The 26,580-nt window shown below is 57.4% G+C and carries 26 protein-coding genes and 1 riboswitch; of the genes, 8 read left to right on the forward strand and 18 right to left on the reverse strand.

The window, feature by feature from the left end; all coding sequences use genetic code 11:
- Positions 1-91 precede the first annotated feature (91 nt).
- Positions 92-1,105 (forward strand): tRNA (adenosine(37)-N6)-threonylcarbamoyltransferase complex transferase subunit TsaD, encoded by a 1,014-nt coding sequence (gene tsaD / locus SK51_RS07430; protein ID WP_022649449.1) that lies wholly within the window; start codon positions 92-94, stop codon positions 1,103-1,105.
- Positions 1,106-1,192: 87 nt separating this feature from the next.
- On the opposite strand, the gene ureG is transcribed toward tsaD, so the two are convergent.
- From ureG to plsY, 10 genes are all read right to left on the reverse strand, one after another.
- On the reverse strand, positions 1,193-1,810 hold the full coding sequence (ureG, locus tag SK51_RS07435) for an urease accessory protein UreG (protein WP_023298635.1): 618 nt from the start codon (positions 1,808-1,810) through the stop codon (positions 1,193-1,195).
- 9 nt (positions 1,811-1,819) lie between these two features.
- Positions 1,820-2,494 carry an urease accessory protein UreF gene (locus SK51_RS07440; RefSeq protein WP_023306980.1) on the reverse strand — a complete coding sequence of 225 codons (675 nt, stop codon included), beginning with the start codon at positions 2,492-2,494 and terminating at the stop codon, positions 1,820-1,822.
- Positions 2,494-3,033, reverse strand: a complete 540-nt coding sequence (locus tag SK51_RS07445) for a HupE/UreJ family protein (RefSeq protein ID WP_003862561.1) — start codon at positions 3,031-3,033, stop codon at positions 2,494-2,496. Before SK51_RS07445 ends, SK51_RS07440 begins: the two co-directional genes overlap by 1 nt.
- Before the next feature lie 9 nt (positions 3,034-3,042).
- Positions 3,043-3,507: an urease accessory protein UreE gene (ureE, locus tag SK51_RS07450; protein WP_023306979.1), complete on the reverse strand. Its 465-nt coding sequence runs from the start codon at positions 3,505-3,507 to the stop codon at positions 3,043-3,045.
- A 9-nt stretch (positions 3,508-3,516) separates the two neighbouring features.
- Positions 3,517-5,220, reverse strand: a complete 1,704-nt coding sequence (ureC, locus tag SK51_RS07455; RefSeq protein WP_023306978.1) for an urease subunit alpha — start codon at positions 5,218-5,220, stop codon at positions 3,517-3,519.
- Positions 5,213-5,527 carry an urease subunit beta gene (locus SK51_RS07460; RefSeq protein WP_015571906.1) on the reverse strand — a complete coding sequence of 105 codons (315 nt, stop codon included), beginning with the start codon at positions 5,525-5,527 and terminating at the stop codon, positions 5,213-5,215. The genes ureC and SK51_RS07460 overlap by 8 nt, the downstream gene beginning before the upstream one ends.
- Before the next feature lie 10 nt (positions 5,528-5,537).
- Positions 5,538-5,840, reverse strand: coding sequence for an urease subunit gamma (locus SK51_RS07465; RefSeq protein WP_003862556.1), 303 nt, complete (start codon positions 5,838-5,840; stop codon positions 5,538-5,540).
- A gap of 10 nt (positions 5,841-5,850) precedes the next feature.
- Complete coding sequence (locus SK51_RS07470; RefSeq protein WP_023306977.1) at positions 5,851-6,678, reverse strand: urease accessory protein UreD; 828 nt, start codon at positions 6,676-6,678, stop codon at positions 5,851-5,853.
- Positions 6,679-6,833: 155 nt separating this feature from the next.
- A complete protein-coding gene (locus tag SK51_RS07475; protein WP_023306976.1) occupies positions 6,834-8,300 on the reverse strand; it encodes an MFS transporter in 1,467 nt (488 codons plus the stop codon).
- Positions 8,301-8,391: 91 nt separating this feature from the next.
- Complete coding sequence (plsY, locus tag SK51_RS07480; protein ID WP_022649440.1) at positions 8,392-9,006, reverse strand: glycerol-3-phosphate 1-O-acyltransferase PlsY; 615 nt, start codon at positions 9,004-9,006, stop codon at positions 8,392-8,394.
- Between the two features lie 107 nt (positions 9,007-9,113).
- On the opposite strand from plsY, the gene folB reads away from it, so the two are divergent.
- Together folB and bacA are read left to right on the forward strand one after the other, a co-directional pair.
- On the forward strand, positions 9,114-9,491 hold the full coding sequence (folB, locus tag SK51_RS07485) for a bifunctional dihydroneopterin aldolase/7,8-dihydroneopterin epimerase (protein ID WP_023306975.1): 378 nt from the start codon (positions 9,114-9,116) through the stop codon (positions 9,489-9,491).
- A 98-nt stretch (positions 9,492-9,589) separates the two neighbouring features.
- Positions 9,590-10,411 carry an undecaprenyl-diphosphate phosphatase gene (gene bacA, locus SK51_RS07490; RefSeq protein ID WP_003862545.1) on the forward strand — a complete coding sequence of 274 codons (822 nt, stop codon included), beginning with the start codon at positions 9,590-9,592 and terminating at the stop codon, positions 10,409-10,411.
- Between the two features lie 13 nt (positions 10,412-10,424).
- Here bacA and SK51_RS07495 read toward each other — a convergent pair whose 3' ends face one another.
- Together SK51_RS07495 and SK51_RS07500 are read right to left on the reverse strand one after the other, a co-directional pair.
- Complete coding sequence (locus SK51_RS07495; RefSeq protein WP_023306974.1) at positions 10,425-11,666, reverse strand: multifunctional CCA addition/repair protein; 1,242 nt, start codon at positions 11,664-11,666, stop codon at positions 10,425-10,427.
- A gap of 60 nt (positions 11,667-11,726) precedes the next feature.
- Positions 11,727-12,347 (reverse strand): TIGR04211 family SH3 domain-containing protein, encoded by a 621-nt coding sequence (locus SK51_RS07500; RefSeq protein WP_001303390.1) that lies wholly within the window; start codon positions 12,345-12,347, stop codon positions 11,727-11,729.
- A 237-nt stretch (positions 12,348-12,584) separates the two neighbouring features.
- On the opposite strand from SK51_RS07500, the gene SK51_RS07505 reads away from it, so the two are divergent.
- From SK51_RS07505 to hldE, 3 genes are read left to right on the forward strand one after another with little or no spacing between them, the layout of a single operon-like run.
- Positions 12,585-13,886 (forward strand): CYTH domain-containing protein, encoded by a 1,302-nt coding sequence (locus tag SK51_RS07505; RefSeq protein WP_023306973.1) that lies wholly within the window; start codon positions 12,585-12,587, stop codon positions 13,884-13,886.
- Positions 13,887-13,907: 21 nt separating this feature from the next.
- Complete coding sequence (gene glnE / locus SK51_RS07510; RefSeq protein WP_022649435.1) at positions 13,908-16,763, forward strand: bifunctional [glutamate--ammonia ligase]-adenylyl-L-tyrosine phosphorylase/[glutamate--ammonia-ligase] adenylyltransferase; 2,856 nt, start codon at positions 13,908-13,910, stop codon at positions 16,761-16,763.
- A gap of 40 nt (positions 16,764-16,803) precedes the next feature.
- Positions 16,804-18,234, forward strand: coding sequence for a bifunctional D-glycero-beta-D-manno-heptose-7-phosphate kinase/D-glycero-beta-D-manno-heptose 1-phosphate adenylyltransferase HldE (gene hldE / locus SK51_RS07515; RefSeq protein WP_023298624.1), 1,431 nt, complete (start codon positions 16,804-16,806; stop codon positions 18,232-18,234).
- A gap of 114 nt (positions 18,235-18,348) precedes the next feature.
- Here hldE and ubiK read toward each other — a convergent pair whose 3' ends face one another.
- A complete protein-coding gene (gene ubiK / locus SK51_RS07520; protein ID WP_000566823.1) occupies positions 18,349-18,645 on the reverse strand; it encodes a ubiquinone biosynthesis accessory factor UbiK in 297 nt (98 codons plus the stop codon).
- Positions 18,646-18,765: 120 nt separating this feature from the next.
- Positions 18,766-18,916, forward strand: a riboswitch (FMN riboswitch).
- 105 nt (positions 18,917-19,021) lie between these two features.
- On the opposite strand from ubiK, the gene ribB reads away from it, so the two are divergent.
- Positions 19,022-19,675, forward strand: a complete 654-nt coding sequence (gene ribB, locus SK51_RS07525; protein ID WP_003862538.1) for a 3,4-dihydroxy-2-butanone-4-phosphate synthase — start codon at positions 19,022-19,024, stop codon at positions 19,673-19,675.
- 44 nt (positions 19,676-19,719) lie between these two features.
- Here ribB and SK51_RS07530 read toward each other — a convergent pair whose 3' ends face one another.
- From SK51_RS07530 to zupT, 5 genes are all read right to left on the reverse strand, one after another.
- Positions 19,720-20,781 carry a type 1 fimbrial protein gene (locus SK51_RS07530; RefSeq protein WP_032621917.1) on the reverse strand — a complete coding sequence of 354 codons (1,062 nt, stop codon included), beginning with the start codon at positions 20,779-20,781 and terminating at the stop codon, positions 19,720-19,722.
- Complete coding sequence (locus SK51_RS07535; RefSeq protein ID WP_023306972.1) at positions 20,765-21,526, reverse strand: fimbrial biogenesis chaperone; 762 nt, start codon at positions 21,524-21,526, stop codon at positions 20,765-20,767. Before SK51_RS07535 ends, SK51_RS07530 begins: the two co-directional genes overlap by 17 nt.
- Before the next feature lie 9 nt (positions 21,527-21,535).
- Complete coding sequence (locus SK51_RS07540; RefSeq protein WP_048206634.1) at positions 21,536-23,980, reverse strand: fimbria/pilus outer membrane usher protein; 2,445 nt, start codon at positions 23,978-23,980, stop codon at positions 21,536-21,538.
- A gap of 76 nt (positions 23,981-24,056) precedes the next feature.
- A complete protein-coding gene (locus SK51_RS07545; protein ID WP_022649431.1) occupies positions 24,057-24,617 on the reverse strand; it encodes a fimbrial protein in 561 nt (186 codons plus the stop codon).
- A 266-nt stretch (positions 24,618-24,883) separates the two neighbouring features.
- Complete coding sequence (zupT, locus tag SK51_RS07550) at positions 24,884-25,657, reverse strand: zinc transporter ZupT (RefSeq protein ID WP_023306970.1); 774 nt, start codon at positions 25,655-25,657, stop codon at positions 24,884-24,886.
- A gap of 130 nt (positions 25,658-25,787) precedes the next feature.
- Between zupT and ygiD the strand changes: the two genes are divergently transcribed.
- Positions 25,788-26,576, forward strand: coding sequence for a 4,5-DOPA-extradiol-dioxygenase (gene ygiD / locus SK51_RS07555; protein ID WP_023306969.1), 789 nt, complete (start codon positions 25,788-25,790; stop codon positions 26,574-26,576).
- Positions 26,577-26,580: the final 4 nt, after the last annotated feature.

The raw sequence follows: 26,580 nt of genomic DNA on the forward strand, positions 1-26,580 counted from the left end.
TACACGAGGCTTCTTCCTGGGGCGAACAAAGTTTTACATCAACCCGCCCAGGCTCTACACTGCGCGGTATTGAAACGAGGTAAAACAAGTCATGCGTGTACTGGGTATTGAAACATCCTGCGATGAAACCGGCATCGCGATTTACGACGACGAAAAAGGGCTTCTGGCCAACCAACTGTATAGTCAGGTGAAATTGCACGCTGACTACGGCGGCGTCGTGCCTGAACTGGCCTCTCGTGACCACGTGCGTAAAACGGTTCCCCTGATTCAGGCGGCACTGAAAGAGGCCGGGTTAAGTGCAAAAGATATTGATGCCGTGGCCTATACTGCAGGACCGGGCCTGGTTGGCGCGCTGCTGGTCGGCGCAACGGTAGGGCGTTCGCTGGCCTTCGCGTGGGACGTTCCGGCCATTCCGGTTCACCATATGGAAGGACATCTTCTGGCTCCGATGCTGGAAGCCAATCCGCCAGCGTTCCCGTTTGTGGCGCTGCTGGTCTCCGGCGGTCATACGCAGCTGATTAGCGTAACGGGCATTGGCAAGTATGAGTTGCTGGGCGAATCGATCGACGACGCGGCCGGTGAAGCCTTCGACAAAACCGCCAAGCTGCTGGGCCTGGATTATCCTGGCGGCCCGATGCTGTCGAAAATGGCCGCGCAGGGAACGGAAGGGCGCTTTGTCTTCCCGCGTCCGATGACCGATCGTCCGGGGCTGGATTTTAGTTTCTCCGGTCTGAAAACCTTCGCGGCGAACACCATTCGCAATAACGACGACAGCGAGCAGACGCGTGCCGACATCGCCCGCGCGTTCGAAGATGCGGTGGTGGATACGCTGATGATCAAGTGCAAGCGTGCGCTGGATCAGACGGGCTTTAAGCGCCTGGTGATGGCCGGTGGCGTGAGCGCCAACCGTACGCTGCGCGCGAAGCTTGCCGAAATGATGCAAAAGCGTCGTGGGGAAGTGTTCTACGCGCGTCCGGAATTTTGTACCGATAACGGGGCGATGATCGCCTACGCCGGGATGGTGCGCCTGAACGCTGGCGCCACGGCTGACCTGAGCGTGTCCGTGCGTCCGCGCTGGCCGCTGGCGGAGCTGCCTGAGGCGTAAGTCTTTTGCCCGGTGGCGCTGCGCTTACCGGGTCTGCAAAAATCGTAGGCCGGGTCAGGCGAAGCCGCCACCCGGCAATAAACCGCACTACATCCGCAGCATCCCTTTCTCTTCCAGAAACGCAATAATCGTCGCCAGCCCGTCACCCGCCTTCAGGTTGGTAAAGGTCCACGGACGCTCGCCGCGCATGCGATTAGTGTCGCGCTCCATTACCTCCAGCGACGCCCCCACGTACGGCGCGAGGTCGGTTTTATTGATCACCAGAAAATCGGATTTGGTGATCCCCGGCCCGCCCTTGCGCGGGATTTTTTCCCCCTCGGCCACGTCGATCACGTAGATGGTGAGGTCCGCCAGCTCCGGGCTGAAGGTCGCGCTCAGGTTATCCCCGCCGCTTTCGACGAAGATCAGATCCAGATTGCCGAACTTCTCGCTCAAGGCTTCCACCGCCGCCAGGTTCATTGAGGCATCTTCGCGGATGGCGGTGTGCGGACAGCCGCCCGTTTCCACCCCTACGATGCGCTCTGGCTCAAGCGCACCCGCCTCGGTCAGGATGCGCTGATCCTCTTTGGTGTAGATATCGTTAGTCACCACCGCAAGATGATAGGTGTCGCGCATCGCCTTGCAGAGCGCTTCCAGCAGGGCGGTTTTGCCCGACCCTACCGGGCCGCCCACGCCAACGCGCAGGGGATGTTTGTAATCAGCCATATTGACTCCTCAGGAACGGAATAGTCGTGAATATTGGGTTTCGTGGCGTGCGGAGGCGATGGCGGACAGCGGCGTAGCTGCCCCCAGCGCGTCGTCGCCACGTAAAAATGCCTGTTCAAACTCGGCGGCAAAATGGTCGCTCAGGTCGATAATCAGCTGTTGTGCGGCCTGCTGCCCAAACGGCACCAGCTTGACGCCCGCCATCACCGCGCTCTCAATCCAGCTGTAGCCGAGGCTCAGCGCCAGCTCGCGCACGCTAATGCCCCAGCGCACGCCGAGCCACGCCATACCGCCGAGCTGGCTCTGCATCAACAGCGGCAGCCATTCTGCCGGGCAGGCGGGTTCCCAGCTTTTAACCAGGCGCGTAAAGGCCGCGCCGCGGTTGCGTTCTTCCTCGCGCAGTTCGCGCGTTTCCCGACAGGCGAGCAGGTATGCCGTCCAGCGTTTTGCTGTCGCGACCTCCTGCTTCTCGCAGGCATGATACAGGCGGATAAACAGCGGCAGGTCGACGCAGAAAAAGCTCTGCTCCATCTGCTGGATCTGCCAGCGCCTGAAGGCCTCAGCGTCCGTGATCCACCCGGCCTCGACAGCCCACTCCAGCCCCTGTGACCAGGTAAACGAACCGACCGGCAGGCTACTGCTGGAGAGCTGCATCAGGCGCAGCCGCTGGCGGGCGTGCTCCATCAGCTCATCAACGCCAGCAGGGCAGAGACGATCAGCCCGCCGCCGAAGGTTTTACGCAGGCCGTCGTGACGGCGCAGCAGCAGCCCTGCCGCGAAGCTGGCGCACAGCACCGTGGCACTGGCTAACATAAATCCGCTGGTAAAGAGCCAGAAGCTGTGGCCGGACATCTCCACGCCGTGCGCCCAGCCATGGAACATCGCCAGGGCTGGAACCGCCAGCAGCAGGCGATTTTCAGTCTTAAACATCATCACGCCGCAGACCGCCAGCGAGGCGATAATCAGCATCTCCATGCCGCTAAAGCCGCCGAGCAGGCTGCCCGCAACGGCGCCAGCAAGCATCATGCCGAGCGTTGCTAACGGCAGCAGCAGCTTGCGGCCGCTCAGGGCGGACAGCACGCCAGCCCCCGTCAGCATCAGCAGGTGATCCAGCCCGGTCAGCGGATGGAGAAAACCTGCCTGAAAGCTGTCGGTTCCGTGCCCGGGATGGGCAAGCGCCGGAACGGAAAAGGCCAGCAGAAACAGCGGTAAATACTTACGCATGATGAGTCCTTAATGTGAATGAGCGTGGGAGTGGCCATGGCTGTGGGCATCGCTGGTGTAAGCGCCCGCTTCCGGTTCAAAGGGCAGGCTGGCGAAGGTCACCTCCAGCCCGAACTGACGTAGCATGTCGTCGAGAACGTGATCGTGGTGGTAGCGCAGTTCGCCGGGCATGATTTGCAGCGGTACGTGGCGGTTGCCCAGGTGATAACAGGCGCGGGCGAGCAGGAAAGGGTCGGCGCAGCGCACCACGGAAACCGACTCCGGGGCGGCGATCACTTCGATCACTTCGCTGCCGTCGTCGGTAGTCAGCAGGTCGCCCCCGCGCAGCAACAGGCCGCGCGGCAGCATTAGCCCGGCTTCGCGACCGTCGTTCAGCGCCACGCGGGCGCGGCTTTTCACCCGCACGTCAATCGGCAGCGTGACGCTGGCGGTAATCGGGTGCGCGTGGTCCAGGCGTTGGGTTAAATAAATCATCATCACTCCTCAAAACAGAAAATAGCGTTGCGCCATCGGCAAAACTTCTGCCGGTTCGCTGGTGATCAATTCGCCGTCGACGCGAACCTCATAGGTTTGCGAGTCAACGGTGATATTCGGCTGTAAATCGTTGTGGATCATGTCGGCCTTTTTCACCGTCCGGCAGCCTTTCACCACCGCAGTGGCGCTTTGCAATCCGAGCCGCTGCGGAATGCCGCTGGCATCAGCGGCCTGCGAGACAAACGTCAGCCGCGTGGCGTGGCGTGCGGCACCAAGTGCACCAAACATCGGGCGGTAATGCACCGGCTGCGGCGTGGGGATCGAGGCGTTGATGTCGCCCATCGGCGCGCAGGCGATCATCCCGCCTTTGACGATGGTGGCCGGTTTGACGCCAAAGAAAGCGGGGGACCAGACCACCAGATCCGCCAGCTTGCCCGCCTCAATAGAACCGACCTCATGGGCGATGCCGTGGGTAAGAGCCGGATTAATGGTGTATTTGGCGACATAGCGCTTCACGCGGAAGTTGTCGTTCTCGCCTGTCTCTTCCGGCAGTGCGCCGCGCTGCACCTTCATGCGGTGCGCCACCTGCCAGGTGCGGATAATCACTTCCCCCACGCGGCCCATGGCCTGTGAATCTGACGAGGTGAGCGAGAACGCGCCGATATCGTGCAGCACGTCTTCGGCGGCGATGGTTTCCCGACGAATACGGGATTCTGCAAACGCCACGTCCTCGGCGATATCCGGGTCGAGATGGTGACAGACCATCAGCATGTCCAGGTGCTCGTCGATGGTATTCACCGTGTAGGGCAGCGTCGGGTTGGTGGAGGAGGGCAAAATATTCGGGTGCGCGCAGGCGGTGATGATATCCGGCGCATGGCCGCCGCCCGCCCCTTCGGTGTGGAAGGTGTGGATGGTGCGCCCGGCGATGGCAGCCAGCGTGTCTTCGACAAAACCGGACTCGTTCAGCGTGTCGCTGTGCAGCGCCACCTGAATATCCATCTCTTCAGCGACCTCCAGCGAGCAGTTGATTGCCGCAGGCGTCGCGCCCCAGTCTTCGTGGATCTTAAGCCCGATGGCGCCAGCCGCGATCTGCTCGCGCAGCGCGTCCGGGTTTGAACCGTTCCCTTTGCCCAGCAGGCCAATATTCACCGGCAGCGTATCGGCGGCCTGCAACATGCGGGCGATATACCACGGCCCCGGCGTGCAGGTGGTGGCGTTTGTACCTGCCGCAGGGCCGGTGCCGCCGCCGATCATGGTGGTGACGCCAGAGACCAGCGCCTCTTCCGCCTGCTGCGGACAGATCCAGTGGATGTGGGTGTCGATCCCGCCAGGGGTGACGATCTTCCCTTCGGCGGCGATCACTTCCGTTGCCGCGCCAATCGGGATCGTCACGCCGGGCTGAATGTCCGGGTTTCCGGCTTTGCCGACGGCGAAGATCCGCCCATCTTTTATGCCGATATCCGCTTTCACAATCCCCCAGTGATCGACAATCAGCGCGTTGGTGAGCACCAGATCCACGCAGTCGTCGGCGGTCATCTGCCCCTGTCCCATGCCGTCGCGGATCACTTTTCCGCCGCCGAATTTAACCTCTTCGCCGTAGATCGTGAGATCGTCTTCCACTTCGATCCACAGCTCGCTGTCGGCCAGCCGCACTTTATCCCCGGTAGTGGGGCCGAACATATCGGCATACGCCTGGCGTGAAATCTCAGCCATGTTTCACCTCGCCCATGACCTCGCCGCGAAAACCGAAAATGCGCTGCGCGCCCGTCACCTGCACCAGCGTCACTTCCCGCTTCTGGCCGGGTTCGAAGCGCACGGCAGTACCGGCCGGGATGTTGAGTCGGTAACCTCGGGTGGCTTCGCGATCGAATTTCAACGCCGGGTTGACCTCGTAAAAGTGGTAATGCGAGCCGACCTGGATCGGCCTGTCGCCGTGGTTTTCCACGATCACACTTCGGGTTTCGCGCCCGACGTTGAGTGCAATGTTGCCGGACTGGATCCGGTATTCGCCTGGGATCATCACGCGCTCCTTACACGATCGGATTGTGGACGGTGACGAGCTTGGATCCGTCCGGGAAGGTGGCTTCCACCTGTATATCCGGGATCATCTCCGGCACGCCCTCCATCACCTGATCGCGCGTCAGGACGTGGCGGCCGGCTTCCATCAGCGAGGCGACGGTTTCGCCATCGCGCGCGCCTTCCATAATAAAGGCGCTGATCAGCGCGACCGATTCCGGGTAGTTGAGCTTTACCCCGCGCGCGAGGCGGCGTTCGGCAACCAGCGCGGCGGTGAACAGCAACAGCTTGTCTTTTTCTCTGGGAGTCAGTTCCATAGCGTTTCTCTTATGTCTGCCAGATACGCGGCGAACAGGCGGTTTTGGGGGTTAAAAGCGGGCGAAGCGACTGCCAGATATCGCGCATCACCCGCTGGCAAATGAGGTTGTCGTGGGAGAGAAAACGCACCGACAGCAGGTCGTCGGTGAGCGTCGCCCCGCCAAAGTTTTCCAGCGGGGCGAGCCGCTCGCGCACTGTATCAAGATGAGCTTCCCGGGCCGGGTAGAACAGCAGCGTGCCGACCCACGGATGGCCTGCGACGGGCGACAGATCGCCATCGTTAAGATGCAGTCGCTCAATCAAACGCGGCTCGCCATCCACCCACACCTCAAGGCGGCTCTCCAGCGTGCCGTGGCTGAAGGTTTCGTTTATCACCGGACGGCCCAGACAGTACAGCTCCCACGCCAGCAGCGTGCTGGTGGCCTTAAGGTGGAAGACGGAACGCAGCGCGGCGTTAGCGCCGGGGAAAATTATGGTGTCCTGCGGCAGCCACTCCAGCGTGGCCTCTTCGTCGAGGTAAAAATGCTGATTCAGACAGGCCTGCGGGCCGCTGCTGCGATAGAACTTGCTGGCGCCGGGCATGGTGATGAGGGCATGGCTTTTGGCGTCGAGCCGCACGGAAATATCCAGCGTATCCCCGCCCACAATCCCGCCTGGCGGATGCAGCAGGTAAAGATGGCAGGTCTCGCCTTCAGGGTAAAACGGGCGCTGAACGGTGAGCGGCCCGGTGTGACGCGCGGAATGGAGGAGGGTTTTTTCAGGGGTATAACAAAACTGGAGGGCAAGCGTGGCCTGCCAGCCTTTGTATGAATTATCAGTGACCTGAGTTGCTAACATGGTGCTTCCACTTCCGCACTATCGAGATACGTTTCAGTATGCCCTGGCGGAAATGAAGGCTGTCATATGAGTCGCTTATGGATAAAAAACCGGCTCATGTGAGCCGGTTTCAGTAATGTAGGCCGGGTAAGCGCAGCGTCACCCGGCAAGAAAGGCTAGCGATAATCCTCTGCATCCACATCATACCCCGACGGCTCCCAGCGGATCGCCAGCAGCGATACCAGGCCGATAAACGGCGCCAGCGCAATCACCCAGAACACGGCGGTATCCAGCGACGCGACCAGTAGCGGGAACAGAAACAGTGACAGCGTTGAACTGCTGCGCATCAGCGTCTGGTTAAGCCCCACGCCCACGCCGCGCAGCGAGGTCGGGTAGCTCAAGGAGGCAAACGTCATGGTATGCGCACCCGGACCAAAACCCTGGCCAAACAGGAACAGCGCCAGCATCGCGACGGCGACCACGCCTTCCGTGGCCCCGTCAGGGCGGCCAATCAGCGCCAGACCGAGCAGCGCCACCAGCTGGCAGGCGTAACCCGCTAGTGACATTCGCCACGCGCCGAAGCGCGGAACATAGCGCACTGCCAGCAGCCCGCCGACAAACGCAAACAGCAGGTTAAGCGCCAGCGAGATCAGAATGGTGGTCAGCATCGACTGCACAAAGAAGCTGGAAATGATCACCGGCAGGCCAAAGGCTACGGCGTTATAGGCGAACGAGGAGACAACCGACAGCAGCGTGGCGAGCGTGGTACGCCGCAGGTAGATACCGCGGAACAGATTCAGGTAGTTCGACCATTTTGCCTTATTGACCACCGGCGCGGGCTGGTCAAGCGCATCCTGCGGCACGTGGGCATTAATGTTGTACGACTGTCGCAGGATGGACGCCGCCTCCTTCAGATTGCCCTGATTCGCCGCCCAGACCGGGGATTCGCTCATATAGCGGCTGCGGATGGCGATAATCACCAGCGCGGGCACCGCGCCGAAGCCAAGGATCAGACGCCAGAGCCAGTCGCTGTGGCCTTCCGGCAGCACGGCGTAGAAGAAGAGCACCAGAAGATAAGAGATGCTGATGGCCGCATACCAGGTGGGGCACCACATTGCCACGCTGGAGGCTTTATTCCCCGGGCCTTTCAGCCTGGCGAACTCGCTGAGAAACGCCATCGCCACGGGAAGGTCGATCCCGACGCCAAGACCCATCACAAAGCGTGCGCCCGCCAGCACATATTCGTTCGGAGCCAGCGCACAGGCGATGGCGGCGACGACAAAGAACACCATGTCGGCCATAAAGACGCGGTAGCGCCCGATTTTATCCGTAAGATAGCCGCCGAGCAGCGCCCCGACAATGGCACCAAAGGTAATGGCTGAAGCCACCATGCCGGTACCAGCGGGCGTCAGGTTAAATTCGCGGGTGATGTCTTTGATGCCGAATGCCAGCGCGCCGAGATCGTAGGCATCGAGAAAAATTCCCCCGAGCGCGATACCGACCACGATGCGGGCATTGGCCCGGCCCTGAGAGCCGTCATTAACGAGACGTGAAACGTCCGATGCGCTGCGTACCCACTTGATGTCGCCATCCGGGGTGTTTCCTGCCGTTGGGAGGGGAGTTGTGTCTGTGATTTCTGCCATTTTCTTTTATGTGGTTGTGTTGTGTACCTAACAGTTACCACAGGCAGAAGGGGACAAAAATCACATTTGGTTATAAGGCATAACGAACGGTTTACTGAGCGTCTTTCTTTTTACGCTTGAGCTTCGTCCAGATTTTGGTTTCCTGGCGACGCCACAGGCGCTGAATGTTGTCATGATGACGCAGCAGGATCAGGCACGAGAGCATCGATACCGGGAAGGTAAACTGCGGTTTGAACCACCAGACATAAAACGGAGCGATCAGCGCGCTGACGATGGCGCCCAGCGATGAATAGCCGCTCAGCAGGATGGTCAGCAGCCAGGTGCCCGCCATCACGCCAGTGAGATCCCAGCCGATCGGCGCAATCGCGCCAAACGCGGTTGCAACGCCTTTACCGCCTTTAAAACCAAAGAAAACGGGCCAGATATGGCCGACGCAGGCGGCGATAGCAATCAGCCCCAGCCAGAAGGGTGTGACGCCCAGCGCATACGCACCCCAGACGGGGAGCATTCCTTTCAGAACATCAAAAATCAAAACCGCTACGGCTGCTCCCTTGCCGCCAATTCGTAGTACATTGGTCGCCCCCGGATTCCCGGAACCACTTTCACGCGGGTCAGGCAACCCGGCGATGCGGCAGACCAGAATGGCGCTGGAGATTGAGCCGCAAAGGTAGGCGAGGATAATCATTCCAGGCGCGATTGCACTCATAACGCTGTTCCGTTTTGAAAATGTATCTGTATTCTCAGCATCTGTGGATAATACGCATAATTCGCCGGAAGTGGTATCCGGTTTAGCCAAAAAGCAGGCAGGTCGTGATGGATATTGTATTTATAGAGCAACTTTCGGTAATCACCACAATTGGTGTTTACGACTGGGAACAGACCATCGAGCAGAAACTGGTGTTCGATATCGAAATGGGCTGGGATAACCGTAAGTCAGCAAAAAGCGATGATGTGAATGACTGTCTGAGCTACGCCGACATCAGTGAAGCGGTCATCGGCCACGTGGAAGGGCAACGATTTGCGCTGGTGGAACGCGTGGCGGAAGAGGTAGCGGACCTGCTACTGAGCAAATTTAACTCCCCGTGGGTGCGCATCAAACTAAGCAAGCCGGGCGCGGTGGCGCGCGCCGCCAACGTGGGCGTGATTATCGAGCGTGGCACAAATCTGAAAGGAAAAGATTTAACGTCATAATAGCTAAACCATTTTAGGTTATATCGGTCTTAAAGCTGTATCTTTCACGGTTGTCCGCGTGGGACACCGTTTTTTTATATCTTTTTAGGGGTTTATAGATGAGCGATATGCACTCGCTGCTGGTGGCGGCAATTCTGGGTGTGGTCGAAGGATTGACGGAGTTTTTGCCGGTGTCCAGTACGGGCCATATGATTATCGTTGGCCATCTCCTGGGCTTTGAAGGCGATACCGCAAAGACGTTTGAGGTGGTGATTCAGCTGGGCTCTATTCTGGCGGTGGTCGTCATGTTCTGGCGTCGTCTGTTTGGTCTGATCGGCATCCACTTCGGGCGTTTACCGCAGCGTGAAGGAGAGGGCAAGGGGCGCCTGACGCTGATTCATATTCTGCTGGGGATGATCCCGGCGGTGGTGCTGGGGCTGGTGTTCCATGACACCATAAAATCGCTTTTCAACCCGATTAACGTGATGTACGCGCTGGTTGTCGGCGGCTTCCTGCTGATTGCCGCCGAAGTGCTGAAGCCAAAAACCCCGCGTGCAGAAGGTCTGGACGATATGACGTATCGCCAGGCGTTTATGATTGGCTGCTTCCAGTGTCTGGCGCTGTGGCCGGGCTTCTCCCGTTCAGGGGCAACCATTTCCGGCGGGATGCTGATGGGCGTGAGCCGTTACGCGGCGTCTGAGTTCTCGTTCCTGCTGGCGGTACCGATGATGATGGGCGCCACCGCACTGGATCTCTACAAAAGCATTGGCTTCCTGACCGTAGGCGACATTCCGATGTTCGCCGTGGGCTTTATCACCGCCTTTATCGTGGCGCTGATTGCCATCAAAACCTTCCTGCAACTGATTAAGCGTATCTCGTTTATTCCGTTCGCGATCTACCGCTTTATCGTCGCGGCTGCCGTGTACGTGGTCTTCTTCTGATGACCGACCGCCCTCAGTCTTTCGGCTGAGGGCAACGTTTTTCCTTCCACGCCGCGACCGCATCAATCCGCCGTTTCGTCAGCTCTTCGCGGATCTCCGGGCCTTTAAACCCTGCCTCCACCACCTCTTTCGTTGGCACCGCTTTTGCGATTTCCCACGCCTCGCGCAGCAAACGACCCTGCGGATAATCGGACGCTTCAAACCCGGTACGGCCGCGCACGTCCGCTTCGCTGGTCAGCGCAATTTGCTCCACGCGCTGCGGCTTGCGCCAGGCGTCGATGTTATCGAACAGCCTGACGATGGTGGCGGGTTTCAGGATCGGGAAGGTGTGGATCAGGTCGTGGAACTCGGCGACCAGTTTTGCCAGATCGCGAATGTCATTCGGCACGCGCAGGCGCTGACAAAGCCCTTCAACCAGCTTCACGCCAGCCGGACCGTGCCCGTGGTGGCGTGGCCACAACTCCTTTGGCGTTAACCCTTTGCCGAGGTCATGGCAGAGGGTAGAAAAGCGCACGTCCACCTCCGGGCTGAGCATGGCGGCCATGCTCAGCGTCATCAGGGTGTGAATGCCGGTATCAATTTCCGGGTGCCATTTCGCCGGGGCGGGCACGCCAAACAGCGCATCTATTTCCGGGAACAGCACTTTCAGCGCCCCGCAGTCGCGCAGAACCAGGAAAAAGACCTGCGGATTACGGGTAGTCAGGGCGTTTTCGGTCTCTTTCCAGACGCGTTCTGGCGTCAGGTGTTCCAGCTCGCCCGCGTCGGTCATGGCCGTCATCAGCGCCATCGTCTCGTCGGCGATGCGGAAGCTGAGATGGGCATAACGGGCGGCAAAACGCGCCACGCGCAGTACGCGAAGCGGATCTTCAGAAAAGGCGGGGGAGATATGGCGTAAAAGACGGTCACGCAGATCGTTCTGGCCGCCGTAGACATCGATAATATGGCCGTTTTCGTCCTGCGCCAGGGCATTAATGGTGAGATCGCGGCGCAGTAAGTCCTGCTCCAGCGTCACATCCGGCGCGGCATAACAGGTGAAGCCGGTATAACCGGAACCGGATTTCCGTTCGGTACGCGCCAGGGCGTACTCTTCCCGGCTTTTCGGATGGAGGAACACAGGAAAATCGCGGCCTACCTGCTGGTAGCCCGCGTCAATCATCGCTTCGGGCGTGGCACCGACCACGACCCAATCTTTATCTTTGACCGGCAGACCTAATAACGCATCACGTACCGCACCACCGACCAGATAACTCTTCACGCCAACACTCCCGTTTTCTCTTTTCGCAAGATGATACGTAAGTGTGGCAGAGAAGACGAGTTAGTTCATCCAGCGGTCTTTACGTTTACGGCTTGGGATAAGGTGAGGAAGCACCAGACCCAGCACCAGACCGACGCCCAGTACGCCGCCGCCATACATAAACCACTGCATGATGATGGTGCGTTGTTTGTCATCCAGCTGTAGATTCGCGGCGTTTACTTTCTTCTGTGCGACGATCAGCTCATTTTTCAGCTTCTGATTTTCGTCTTTCAGGCCGGCGATCACGCTGTCGCTTTGCGCCACTTTCTGCTGCATCTCTGCGGTGCGCTGGTTCCAGGTACCGTCAATGTTGTTCAGCTTATCGGTCAGAGTTTTCACCTGATTTTCCAGATCCGGCACGCGGGTGCGCAGGCTTGGCACTGTGCTTAGCTCTTTCAGCGGGATCCATGAGGTGCGGCCAGAGCTGTCACGAACCTGACCGTAATTGGTGTCTGCGTTAGTTTGCAGCAGAGTCACTTCCTCGCCGGCATTTACCGTACCCACGAGGCGATAATTGTCTCCAGGGCCGCTGCGTACCCAGGTATTCAGTTCATCAGAAACGTAACGTTTCTCTTCAGCGTGGACCGCGGTTGCGGCGCTAAAAGCGAGTAAAGTAAGTCCAATCAGGCGTAATTTAAGCATATCAGTCGTTATTTTCATAAAAAGTGGAACGATAGTAGTGGTATCAGTGTCGCTACGCAAAGGATTCATCATCAATCGGAATCATCTGTGTCATGATTTCCACCGCTTTAAACTTTTACGCCCGTCAAATTGCTCATTGCGTGGCAATTTGGCGCAAAATACTATGTACTGACAAACAAATGGCGAGGAAGTTCGCCTTCATCGACGCGTCTGTGACGCACGCAAAAGTACAAGGCTATGGCACAAGAGATCGAATTAAAGTTTATCGTCGAAAAAGACAGCGCTGACGCGCTCCGCCAGCATCTGAACACGCTGTCCGGCGAGCACCATGAACCCGTACAGCTGCTCAACATCTATTACGAAACGCCGGACAACTGGCTGCGCAACCACGATATGGGCCTGCGCATCCGTGGTGCGAACGGGCGCTACGAGATGACGATGAAAATCGCCGGTCGCGTGATGGGCGGTTTGCACCAGCGTCCGGAATACAATATCGACATCAGTAAGCCAGAACTTGAGCTGGATCGTTTTCCGGCGGAAGTGTGGCCGGAAGGGACGCTGCCCGCAACGCTGTCGGCAGAGGCGCAACCGCTGTTCAGCACCGATTTCTGGCGCGAGAAATGGCTGGTGACGGAAGGCAAGAGCCGTATTGAGATCGCGTTTGATCGGGGTGAAATTAAGGCTGGTGAAGAGCAGGAGCCGATCTGCGAGCTGGAGCTTGAACTGCTGGAAGGCGACGCGAGCGACGTGCTGAAGCTGGCGCGCAAGCTGGTAAACCAGCCTGGCCTGCGTCAGGGCAGCCTGAGTAAAGCGGCGCGCGGCTATCACCTGGCCGCCGGGAATGCGCCGCGCGTGCTGCGAGAAACCCCGATTCTGCGCGTTGTGCCGAAAGCCTCCGTTGAGCAGGGCATGGAAGCGGCGCTGGAGCTGGCGCTCTCTCAGTGGCAGTACCACGAGGAGCTGTGGGCGCGTAACGTGAAAAATGCCAAAAAACAGGTGCTCGCTGCTATGGGGCTGGTGCGTCACACCCTGGCGCTGTTCGGCGGTATTGTACCGCGTAAAGCCAGCGCTCACTTACGTGATCTGCTCACTCAAACCGAAACGCTGATGCTTTCTGACGTGTCGGCACAAACGGCGATCTACAGCCCGCAAAACGCCAGCGCGAAACTGGCGTTGACCGAATTTCTGGTGACGCGCGGCTGGCGCATTTTCCTCGATGCGAAAGGGCAGACTAAAATCGCGGAAAACTTCAAACGTTTTGCGGATATCCACCTCTCCCGTCACGCGGCCGAGCTGCGAACCACCTTCGCGCATCCGCTGGGCGATCAGTATGGCGATCAGCTTCCCCGCCTGGCGCGTAACATCGACAGCATGTTGCTGCTGTCAGGTGCGTATGAGGGCGTGAAGGCGCAGGCCTGGCTGGAGAACTGGCAGGGGCTTAAGCATGCCATCGAGACCCGTCAGCAGATTGAGATCGAGCATTTCCGCAACGAGGCCATTTCGCAGGATCCGTACTGGCTGCACAGCGGAAAACGTTAATTCTGGCAAGGAACCCCTGATATGCCGCTTTCTTCGCAGTTACAGCAGCACTGGCAGACCGTTTGCGAACGCCTGCCTGAGTCGTTACCCGCGTCATCGTTAAGCGAGCAGGCGAAAAGCGTGCTCACGTTCAGTGATTTTGTGCAGGAGAGCGTCAGCGCTAACCCGGACTGGCTGGCAGCGCTGGAAAGCGCGCCGCCGCAGGCTGACGAGTGGCGGCATTATGCTGGCTGGCTGCAAACCGCGCTGGCAGAGGTGGCAGATGAACCCACGCTGATGCGCGTTCTGCGTCAGTTCCGCCGCCGGGTGATGGTACGCATTGCCTGGGCGCAGGCGCTGGAGCTGGTGAGTGAAGAGAGCACCTTGCAGCAGTTGAGCGAGCTGGCGCAGACGCTGATCGTCGCCGCGCGGGACTGGCTCTACGCCGCCTGCTGTAAAGAGTGGGGCACGCCGTGCAGCGAAGACGGGGTTCCGCAACCGCTGTTGATTCTGGGGATGGGCAAGCTGGGCGGCTGCGAGCTCAATTTTTCCTCAGACATCGACCTGATTTTTGCCTGGCCGGAGAACGGCACCACGCGCGGCGGTCGTCGCGAGCTGGACAACGCCCAGTTCTTTACCCGCCTGGGGCAACGGCTGATTAAGGCGCTGGATCAGCCCACCCAGGATGGTTTTGTCTACCGCGTGGACATGCGTCTGCGTCCGTTTGGCGACAGCGGGCCACTGGTGCTGAGCTTTGCCGCGCTGGAAGATTATTACCAGGAGCAGGGGCGCGACTGGGAGCGTTACGCGATGGTCAAAGCGCGGATCATGGGCGACAGCGACGATGCCTACGCCAACGAGCTGCGCGCCATGCTGCGCCCGTTCGTGTTCCGCCGCTACATCGACTTTAGCGTGATCCAGTCCCTGCGAAATATGAAAGGGATGATTGCCCGCGAGGTGCGTCGCCGTGGCCTGAAGGACAACATCAAGCTCGGCGCGGGCGGCATTCGTGAGATCGAATTTATCGTCCAGGTCTTCCAGCTGATACGCGGCGGGCGCGAACCTTCTCTGCAATCCCGCTCGCTGCTGCCAACGCTAAGCGCTATCGATCAGCTGCATCTGCTGCCGGAAGGCGATGCGCAAACGCTGCGTGACGCTTATCTCTTCCTGCGTCGTCTGGAAAATTTGCTGCAAAGTATCAACGACGAACAGACCCAGACGTTACCGGGCGATGAGCTGAACCGGGCGCGTCTGGCCTGGGGGATGCGGGTGGATGACTGGGCGGCGCTGACGGAACGGCTGGAAGCGCATATGGCGGGCGTGCGCCGCATCTTTAACGATCTGATCGGCGACGACGAAAGTGAATCGCAGGACGATGCGCTCTCCGAGCACTGGCGCGAACTGTGGCAGGACGCGCTTCAGGAAGATGACACCACGCCGGTGCTGGCGCACTTAAGCGACGATGCCCGCCATCGCGTGGTGGCGTTGATTGCTGATTTCCGTCTCGAACTGAACAAACGCGCCATTGGCCCGCGCGGTCGTCAGGTGCTGGATCATCTGATGCCGCATCTGCTGAGCGATGTCTGCTCCCGCGAGGATGCGCCGGTGCCGCTGTCGCGCATGATGCCGCTCCTGAGCGGGATCGTCACGCGTACCACCTACCTTGAACTATTAAGTGAGTTTCCCGGCGCGCTGAAGCATCTGATTTCCCTTTGCGCCGCCTCCCCGATGGTGGCGAACAAGCTGGCGCGTTATCCGCTGCTGCTCGACGAACTGCTCGACCCGAATACGCTCTATCAGCCGACGGCGACGGATGCTTACCGCGACGAGCTGCGTCAGTATCTGCTGCGCGTGCCGGAAGAGGACGAAGAGCAACAGCTTGAGGCGCTGCGTCAGTTTAAGCAGGCACAGATGTTGCGCGTGGCGGCGGCAGATATCGCCGGTACTCTGCCGGTAATGAAAGTGAGCGATCACTTAACCTGGCTGGCGGAAGCGATCATCGACGCGGTAGTCCACCAGGCGTGGGTGCAGATGGTGGCCCGCTACGGGCAGCCGAAGCACCTTGCTGACCGTGAAGGCCGCGGTTTTGCGGTGGTTGGTTACGGCAAGCTGGGCGGCTGGGAGCTGGGCTACAGCTCCGATCTGGATCTGATTTTCCTCCACGACTGTCCGGTTGACGTGATGACCGACGGCGAGCGCGAAATCGACGGGCGGCAGTTCTACCTGCGCCTGGCCCAGCGCATCATGCACCTGTTCAGCACTCGCACCTCATCCGGCATTCTGTATGAAGTGGATGCGCGTCTGCGCCCGTCCGGCGCGGCAGGCATGCTGGTTACCTCCACGGAGGCTTTTGCCGACTATCAGAAGAACGAAGCCTGGACGTGGGAGCATCAGGCGCTGGTGCGCGCCCGCGTGGTGTACGGCGATCCGCAGCTCAAAACGCAGTTCGATGCGATCCGCAAGGCGGTCATGACGACCCCGCGCGAAGGCTGTACGCTGCAAACCGAAGTGCGGGAAATGCGTGAGAAAATGCGCGCGCACCTTGGCAACAAACATCGCGATCGCTTTGATATCAAAGCTGATGAGGGCGGGATTACCGATATTGAGTTTATCACTCAGTATCTGGTGCTGTTGCACGCGCACGATAAGCCGAAGCTGACCCGCTGGTCGGATAACGTGCGCATACTGGAACTACTGGCGCAGAACGACATTATGGATGAGCAGGAGGCGCAGGCATTAACCCGCGCCTACACCACGCTGCGTGACGAGCTGCACCATCTGGCCTTACAGGAACAGCCGGGCCATGTGGCGCTGGACGGTTTCACCGATGAACGCGCGCAGGTGACCGCAAGCTGGCAGAAGTGGCTGGTGGAACCGTGCGTAACAAAACAAGTGTGATATTATCGCGCGCAAATTGTGAATCTTTCTGGAGTCAGGAATGAAAGTAACACTGCCAGAGTTTGAACGTGCTGGAGTTATGGTTGTCGGGGATGTGATGCTGGATCGCTACTGGTATGGGCCGACCAGCCGTATCTCTCCGGAAGCGCCGGTGCCGGTAGTTAAGGTCGACACCATTGAAGAACGTCCAGGCGGCGCGGCAAACGTGGCGATGAACATAGCCTCGCTGGGCGCGCATTCGCGTCTGGTGGGCCTGACCGGCATTGACGATGCGGCGCGTGCGCTGAGCCAGTCGCTGGCGGACGTGAACGTGAAGTGCGACTTCGTTTCTGTTCCGACCCACCCAACCATCACCAAGCTGCGCGTGCTGTCGCGTAACCAGCAGCTGATCCGCCTCGACTTTGAAGAAGGGTTCGAAGGCGTTGATCCTGAGCCGCTGCATGAGCGCATTAGCCAGGCGCTGGGCAATATCGGCGCGCTGGTGCTGTCTGATTATGCCAAAGGTGCGCTGGCGAGCGTGCAGACCATGATCCAGCTGGCGCGCAAAGCCAGCGTTCCGGTGCTGATCGACCCGAAAGGCACCGATTTCGAGCGCTATCGCGGCGCAACCCTGCTGACGCCCAACCTCTCTGAGTTCGAAGCGGTGGCGGGCAAGTGCAAAACTGAAGAAGAGCTGGTTGAGCGCGGCATGAATATCATCGCTGATTTCGAGCTGTCTGCGCTGCTGGTGACCCGTTCCGAACAGGGCATGACGCTGCTGCAACCGGGCAAGGCGCCGCTGCATATGCCAACTCAGGCGCAGGAAGTGTACGACGTGACCGGTGCCGGTGATACGGTGATCGGCGTGCTGGCAGCGACGCTGGCGGCGGGGAACTCCCTGGAAGAAGCGTGCTACTTCGCGAACGCCGCGGCGGGCGTGGTCGTCGGTAAACTCGGGACCTCCACCGTTTCGCCAATCGAGCTGGAAAATGCTGTGCGTGGGCGTGCGGATACCGGCTTTGGCGTCATGACCGAAGACGAGCTGAAAGTGGCCGTTGCCGCCGCGCGCAAACGCGGTGAAAAAGTGGTGATGACGAACGGCGTGTTCGACATCCTGCATGCGGGTCATGTCTCGTATCTGGCGAATGCGCGCAAGCTGGGCGACCGCCTGATTGTGGCGGTCAACAGCGATGCCTCAACCAAACGTCTGAAGGGTGAAACGCGTCCGGTGAACCCGCTGGAGCAGCGCATGATAGTGCTCGGCGCGCTGGAAGCGGTGGACTGGGTGGTCTCATTTGAAGAAGACACCCCGCAGCGCCTGATTGCCGGAATTCTGCCTGACCTGCTGGTGAAGGGCGGTGATTACAAGCCAGAGCAAATCGCAGGTAGCGAAGAGGTCTGGGCGAATGGCGGTGAAGTGATGGTGCTCAACTTTGAGGACGGGTGTTCAACCACCAACATCATTAAGAAGATCCAGAAAGACAGTCAGTAAAAAACGGGCCAGTTGGCCCGTTTTTTTATGTCGGGTGGCGGCTGCGCCTTACCCGACCTACGCGTTCATGTAGGCCCGGTAAGGCGTAGCCGCCACCGGGCACAACAGACCGCACTATGCCTGGTCATCCACCGGTGGAATAGCTGGCGCTGGCTTCACCTCTTCCGGCGCATTGCGGCTCTCCAGCTCGCTCAGACGCTGTTCCAGCAGCGCCAGCTTCTCGCGGGTGCGCAGCAGCACCTGCGTCTGCACGTCAAACTCTTCGCGGCTGACTAAATCAAGGCGAACCAACTGTGCCTGCAACGTCTGGCGAATTTTCTTCTCAACGTCATCACCAAACTCACGAATACCTTTCGGCATGGACTCATGAACCTGACGCGCGATCTGCTCAATTTTCTTTGGGTCAATCATTGTCGTTTCCCTTGATGAAAAGGTGTTAGTGCCTATTGTAGCGCGTCATGCCGCGGGTTAAACAAAATTGTTTGAAGCTTATGCATTGCCCAGGGTAATCAATAGCGTTATAGTTATCTCGCTTATTCTCAGGGCGGGGCGAAATTCCCCACCGGCGGTAAATCAGCTTAACGCTGAAAGCCCGCGAGCGCTTTGGGTGAATTCTCAAAGGTCAGCAGATCCGGTGTAATTCCGGGGCCGACGGTTAGAGTCCGGATGGGAGAGAGTAACGATCCAGTCGGGCAAGGCCCGCTCACGTTATTTTTTTGCCGCTTGTACGGCGCTCCTAAGACTGCCCTGATTCTGGTAACCATAAAGTTAATGAGGTTTTTTTACCATGAATCAGACGCTACTTTCCTCTTTTGGCACTTCAACTCAACGTGTTGAACATGCACTGGATGCACTGCGCGAAGGCCGCGGTGTGATGGTGCTTGACGATGAAAACCGTGAAAACGAAGGCGACATGATTTTTGCCGCCGAGAACATGACCGTTGAGCAGATGGCGCTGACCATCCGTCACGGTAGCGGCATCGTATGCCTGTGCATCACCGAAGACCGTCGCCAGCAGCTTGATCTGCCGATGATGGTTGAAAACAACACAAGCGCCTTTGGTACCGGCTTCACCGTGACCATTGAAGCGGCACATGGCGTCACCACCGGGGTGTCGGCGGCTGACCGCCTGACTACCGTGCGTGCAGCGATTGCTGATGGTGCAAAACCCTCCGATCTGCACCGCCCTGGTCATGTCTTCCCGCTGCGCGCGCAGCCGGGCGGCGTGCTGACCCGTGGTGGTCATACCGAAGCGACCATCGATCTGGTGACGCTGGCTGGCTTCAAACCCGCAGGCGTGCTGTGCGAACTGACCAACGATGATGGCACCATGGCGCGCGCGCCGGAGTGCATCACCTTTGCGCGTCTGCACAATATGCCAGTGGTGACGATTGAAGATCTGGTTGAATACCGCCGGGCGCATGAGCGTAAAGCCAGCTGAACATGCTGATGTGAAAAAGCCGGGGAAACCCGGCTTTTTTGTTTCTAGTGGTAGTTAATTTTGAACAGTACCACGGTTTCAAACGGCCCGGACTGAATCGCTTTTCCTTCATCCCGCGAAAGTTCAGCCGTGTAGTTTTGCTCAAGATTCATCATATCGCCCGTAAAATCGGCGTATTCCTTGTACTGGTTGAATGTGTAAGGCTCCGTTCCGTTAAGAATACGCAGCTTTAACCCATTCCCTATCAGTACCGCGGTGTCGTCTGCGCTGAGCGTTTCGGTTGTGTAAAATGACGAGTCCATCTTAAATCCGTCCGAGCACTGGGCATCCTGCACTTTGGTGGTTCGAATTGAAAACGTGCGAATACGCTTCTGCTGATTCACAATGTCGCGCGCACTGAAGGTGCCGAAGTCGATCTCCTGATTCTCAGGGTAAATGCTAAACGTCGCCCCGCAATCCAGTACCGTAATGTTTTGCAGCCCGTTGATGTGATACTTCAGGTTCTTCGCGTCGGCCATCTGATTAACGCCACCCTTACCGTCAAATTGCACAACGATGTAATCGCTGAGCGAACTGACATAGCCATGCGGCGGCACAGCCTTTATTCTCACGAAAAGTCGTAATCGGGCGACGAACGTGCGCGAAATATGGATATCATCCGGATTACCAGAGCAAATGCGATTCTCCCACCCCATCTGGCGGATTTGAGCAGGGGTGTAAATAGTGATGTTATTGTTGTCCAGACACTGGCGGGTATCCACGCCGTTGGGCTGACCTGTAGCATCGTAATCTATACCTTCATAGGTGACGCCCAGCTCATAATAGGGATCGGTTGCGACAGGATAAGGATTTACCCAGGCAAAGACATCTTCCGGCTTAAAATTGCTCGAGACGTTGTTGTCACACGTCACCGGAATCCTAATGTCATCAGACTCCCATATTTTTTGGCCAATTTGGGCGTTGCTGGGTATGGCAAAGGGGGAGATCGTTTTTGTCTCCTCGACGGAACCGCCAGAGCCACCCAGATAACAGTTAAGCGCCATCGCATCTTCCAAAGGTAGCGCTGAAAGCAGCAATGTAAGCAGGACACTAGCGAGCTTTCGCATCTTTATCGATTTTCCGTTCGGTAAGTTTACATTGCGCCGTTCCGGTGCACTGCACGTCGACTTTTTTCAGGGCACCGTAATCGTCGATATAGCCGATGCTGTAATAACTACCGTGGTAATCGCCGGTAGACGCGGTTGCCGTGGCGAAAGGCGCAATCATCAGACTGTCAAAACCCGGCAGCATGGTTTTAGCATTTTTGCTCAGCCACGCCAGCGTGATGTAGTACGGCGTAGGGTTGTGGACCGTGAGCCCATCCGCGTTGGCGGAAATTTCCATTCGCATTTCAGTCAGTTCGCCGGATTTTTTGCTAATCGCTTCTGGACGCCAGAACAGCTTAATTCGGCTCTGCATTGCTACCTGCATCACGCTGCGCTCCTCGCTGGCGCTGGTGTTTTTTGGCGGTACTTCACGCAGGTTGAAATAAAACAGCGATTCCCTGTCTCCTGGCAGCTGGCGAGTAGTGGCTTGTTTAACAATCCTTATCTGCGACGAGGTGCCCGCTTCGATACGTTGAATGGGGGGAAGCGCCATAAAGTGCGTATCTTCTTTTTGTCCCTTTTCATCTTCAATCCAGGAGAGCGCCAGATAAGGCAGCACCTTGCTCTGATTGTCCACTTTCAGGCTGCTGGCCTTGTCGCTTTCTGGAAAAACAATGCGCGTGCGGTCCAGATTAATGGCTGCGTGGGTAGCAAATGCTGTGCTGGTTAGCATCAGGCACAGGCTTTTAAACGGCGTTAATTTCATGATGATTTCTTACTGACACGGCAGTATCAACTGCATACTGTTTTCTAAGTGAGAAGGTAACGAGAAGCGACACTGTTGGTTGTCGCCCCATGTCACGCGAAACTGCTGTTCTGGCTCAACGGCGGCCAGCCAGACGCGGCCTTCATCGGCCACCATCCCAACCTGCAAATTGCTTGCTTCCAGGCGAACAATCGCCCCGAGAGGTGGCGCTCCTGATGACATTCGCAGAACGCCTGTCACGTCCTTACCTGCGCGCGTGGCAATCTGACGATAACCAATGGCTCCCTCAGTCCAGGTTGAGGTCACGACGCGGTTGTCTACGTCCACGCCATCAGGGAGGTTGTTCAGATTGACCTGCACGCTGGAGGGGGAATAGCTGGAGAATGACGGTAAAACGCCGATGCCAAAACGGTTGGTCTCATCTCGCGACATGTTCAGCGGGATATTGCCTACCCCGTCGGTGCTGACCATCACACGAGGTTCATTACCGTAGCTTCGCCGGTGCAGCGCGGCGCCTTTCGCCGTTGAGGTGAAGGAACCACTCCAGCTCGCGCTGAGGGAGTTATATTCGTCAGCTTTATAGCTGCCTGAGAGATTGAGATCGCCGTACGTAGAATAATGCTGATAATTCCCGCTGACCTGCGCGCCGGAATCTGGCTTTCCGCTCTCCGCGCCTGCGGAAACGCCCCAGGTATTATTGCGATCCGACGTGTCATACCACGACACGTTATGACTCAGCGTGTCGCTGTTACGCAGGTCATAGTTAAGACGATGATCGGGATCGAGCGGTACGCTGAGCGAGAGATAGAACTGAGTATCGTCACTTTCGTCTTCCTCATCGTAATGCGTTTTACTCCAGGACAGGGTTACGCCGAGGTTCTTCCAGCGGCCCATATCAAAGTTGTAGCCCGCCGTGATGCTGCCGGTCGTGGAAGGTGAATCATTCCACCATGTCTGACGCAGCATGTTGACGTACAGGTTCAGGGATAACGCTGAAATGTACTGGCTTGCCGTCATGCTCAGGGTTTGTTTCTCCGACTGGCGGTCACCGTCGTCATAATCAAGGTAGCGGGCGTAGCTCAAAAACTGGGGGTCTGAGTAGCGGTAGCTGGCAAGCGTAAGCTGACTGCCGGTGGTATCGAAACGCTTGCTGTAGTTAATGCGATAGCTGTAACCCGTCTGACTGCGCTGGTGTGGCAGCTGGCTGGTGGCCTGCGTGACGTCAAAAGAGAGCGCCCCCAGCCAGGCCATATTCTGGCCGATCCCGGCAGCGACGGAACGATAACCGTCGCCATCAGTCAGCGTGCCGCCATACAGGAAGGTATGTGACAGCATGCCCCAGGAAAATTCGCCGCTCATGAAGGCGTTATCTTCAACGTCATGGGAGGCACCCTGGCGCGCTTTACCCGCCGCGAACTTGTAGCGAACCTGACCCTTGCGCGTTAAAAACGGCACGGACTCGGCAGAGACCTGGAAGGTGCTGACGCGGCCGTCCTCTTCCGTGACTTTGACGTCCAGCGTGCCCTGAACCGACTGGTTAAGATCCTGAATAACAAACGGGCCTGGTGGCACTTTACTTTGGTAAATCACGCGATCGGCAAGGCTTACAGTCACCGTGGCGTTGGTTTGCGCTATCCCGGTAATCTGCGGGGCATAGCCGCGCAGCGACCATGGCAGCATACGTTCTTCGCTGATTAGCGATGCGCCGGTATAGGTAAAGGCGTCAAAAATTGCGGACTGGAAATCCGTTTCACCCAGCGTCAGTTTCGCTCCGATTGAGGGCAGAGGGCGGAACATATATACGCGTGAAAAACGGCCATCCTGCTCTGAGCCTGCTTCAGTATCGCTTCGCGTGTACTGGTAATCGCTTCGCAGGCGCCACGCGCCCATGTTCGCACCGACGGTGCCATAGGTATTGGCGTTGTTATTGCTGCTGCCGCTATTGGGCTGATAATGGCTGGCAAAAAGATTGTAATCCAGCAGTACGCCCGGCACGCCGTTGTCCCAGGTGGATGGCGGCATCCAGTCCACCGCACGGTATTGCAGCCATGCCTGGGGGATCGTCACATTCAGGGATTGGCTATCTTGCTCAAACGTAAATCTGATGTCTGGTCTGGCGGCGAAATCAACGCATCCCTCTTTTTCTGGCAAAGCGTGACGAACCTCATCCTGTAACGCAAATGTATCGGCCAGTTCGTGAGGAATACACACTTGAACTGCATTATTTATTTCTCTCCAGCGAAGGAGCCAGCCATTTGCCAGCGGAATATCATTAACTGAAACGGTAACGAAATAGCTTCCCGGCGTAACCGATATTTGATCTTTAAAACGTGATAAATCGACGCTGCCGCGCTGATCTTTATCAATGGCATTTATATTAAATTCAGTGGCAGAGGTAAGTCTCGTCATTAACAGGGATGCAATGATGATTATCCATTGTAATTTGTATGTCATCATCCTGTTACTCGAATATATAAAGGATGCCGACCGGCATGAATTACCAGTCGGCTAATACTGTTACGTAACAGAACTATTTGTACAACAGGACGTAGTTAGCCGTGGCTTCAACCTGGCCTGCCGTCGCAGTTTTACCCGTGGGGACTTCCATAACCGCTTTGAAATGCAGCGTCTGGGTGGTTGATCCTGCCAGCAACTCAACCTCGTTGGATTCTCCCAGCGTGATAGCAGCCTCCGCATTATCCAGCAGACGTACACCCACGTTCTGCGCACCACTTGCATAGGTGTTACTCATCAGGCTGGTGTCTGTCGCGTCTGTCGCTGCGCTGGTGAAGGTGACATCCACTTTGGTAATTGGCGTGTCGGTTTCGTCTGCCGGATCGTCAAGCTGGCAGTTTTCCAGATTAATATCGACCGGAACCGGCGTGGATTTTTTGTTGGCGTTGATAACGGCCGTAGTCACTTCACCCAGATCGACTTCTTTATCAACGCTGTCTGGTGCGATGCTGCACGGTGCGTCAATAACAACACCTTTGAATTTGATTTTGCCAGAGCCTTGATCTTCAGCAAAAGCAGAACCCGACACAATGCCAGCCATAGCCGCTGCTAACAGTAATTTCTTACCCATATACATGGAAATATCCTTTTTCAGAGTGATTCATAATGTGAATATTAATTTCAGAATACTTGCAAAGTATACGGATTGGGGTGGGAATACGCGATTAACGTGACTTAAATATATTTGTAGGTGCTTTTAATTAATATTTTCAGGCTATCTTAAGAGACGCCTTTTTTTGAAATTCTAATGGGTTTATATTTGGTGGGTTATTATAGGGTAAATATATAGGATTGTTATTTTGAATAATATAATGCCTCCGTATGAAACGGAGGCATTAATTCTTAACCAATACCTGCCGTTTGTAGCAGAACCAGACTCATCCCCATCACTGACATTCCACACAGCACGCCGTAGCTTGGGTTATTGTTGGGATCGATCTCTTTTGCCAGCGGCATCAGCTCATCGACAGAGAGCGCGACCATAATTCCGGCCACGGCAGCCATAATTGCAGCCATTACAACCGGGGATACGAGGCTACCGAGGATCAGCCACGCCAGCACGCCGCCGAGAATTTCAGCCATCCCGGAGATACCCGCCCAAAAGACAGCTGTACGTTTTGAACCCGTGGCGGCATAAACGGGCCCGGCAACGGCAAGTCCTTCAGGAACATTGTGCAAAGCAACGGCCAGCGCGACACCAAAACCCATTTCCAGGTTGCTGCTGGCCGTGACATAGGTGGCGATACCTTCCGGAAAGTTATGCAGGCTGATACCCAGCGTCAGCAGAATGGCCGTGCGTTTGATATTGCCAGGGATGGGGGCAACGCTTTTTTGCATTAGATCCTGCGGGTGCGCGTGAGGAAGGATACGGTCGAGTGCAAAATAACCCAGCAGGCCAATGATAAACATGCCATAGCCCAGAACAGGCGACATCCCTTCGGCGTGAAGCGCGGCGGGCAGCATCTCCATCAGCGAGATAAGCAGCATAATCCCGGCGGCGAAACCCAGCGAGAAGGCCAGCAGGCGATTAGAGGGTTTTTGACCGAGTACCCCAAGGAACGCACCGATAAAGGTCGCGGCGCCCGCAAGTAAGGTCAAAATCAAAGGTACTGACATGCATTCTCCTTAAGCGATATCTGGCATTCAAATTTCCTGATGATGATCTTCACGGTTATCTACGTTCATCTTCACCTGAATGCGCGTAATGTAGGCCCATCACTTTGTCACTTCCTCTAAGGATATCACCATGTCTCCTTCTCGTATGCCAGCACTGTTTTTAGGCCATGGCAGCCCCATGAACGTTCTGGAAGATAACGTCTATACCCGCGCCTGGTGTCAACTGGGTAAGACGTTACCGCGTCCGAAGGCAATTGTGGTGGTCTCTGCGCACTGGTTTACCCGGGGTACCGGCGTGACGGCCATGGAAGCGCCAAAAACGATCCATGATTTTGGCGGTTTTCCGCAGGCGCTGTACGATACGCATTATCCGGCCCCCGGTTCGCCTGAGCTGGCGCAAACGCTGGTGGATTTGCTGGCACCTTTCCCGGTCACCCTGGATAAAGAGGCCTGGGGCTTTGACCATGGCTCGTGGGGCGTGCTGATTAAGATGTATCCTGATGCGGATATCCCGATGGTGCAACTGAGTATCGACAGCACCAAACCGGCTGCCTGGCACATGGAGATGGGGCGTAAGCTGGCTTCGCTTCGTGATGAGGGCATCATGCTGATTGCCAGTGGCAACGTGGTACACAATCTGCGTACGGTACGCTGGCACGGTGAAAATACGCCGTACCCTTGGGCAACAGCCTTTAATGACTATGTAAAAGACAACCTGACCTGGCAAGGGCCGGTCGAACGGCACCCTTTGGTGAACTATCTGGATCACGACGGCGGTTCGCTCTCTAACCCGACGCCGGAACACTTCTTGCCATTGCTGTATGTATTAGGCGCATGGGACGGTCAGGAGGTTATTACAACACCGGTCGACGGTATTGAGATGGGGAGCTTGAGTATGCTGTCGGTGCAGGTGGGGTAAAACA

The organism is Enterobacter sp. MGH85 (assembly GCF_001037655.1).
Taxonomy (GTDB): Bacteria; Pseudomonadota; Gammaproteobacteria; order Enterobacterales; family Enterobacteriaceae; genus Enterobacter; species Enterobacter intestinihominis.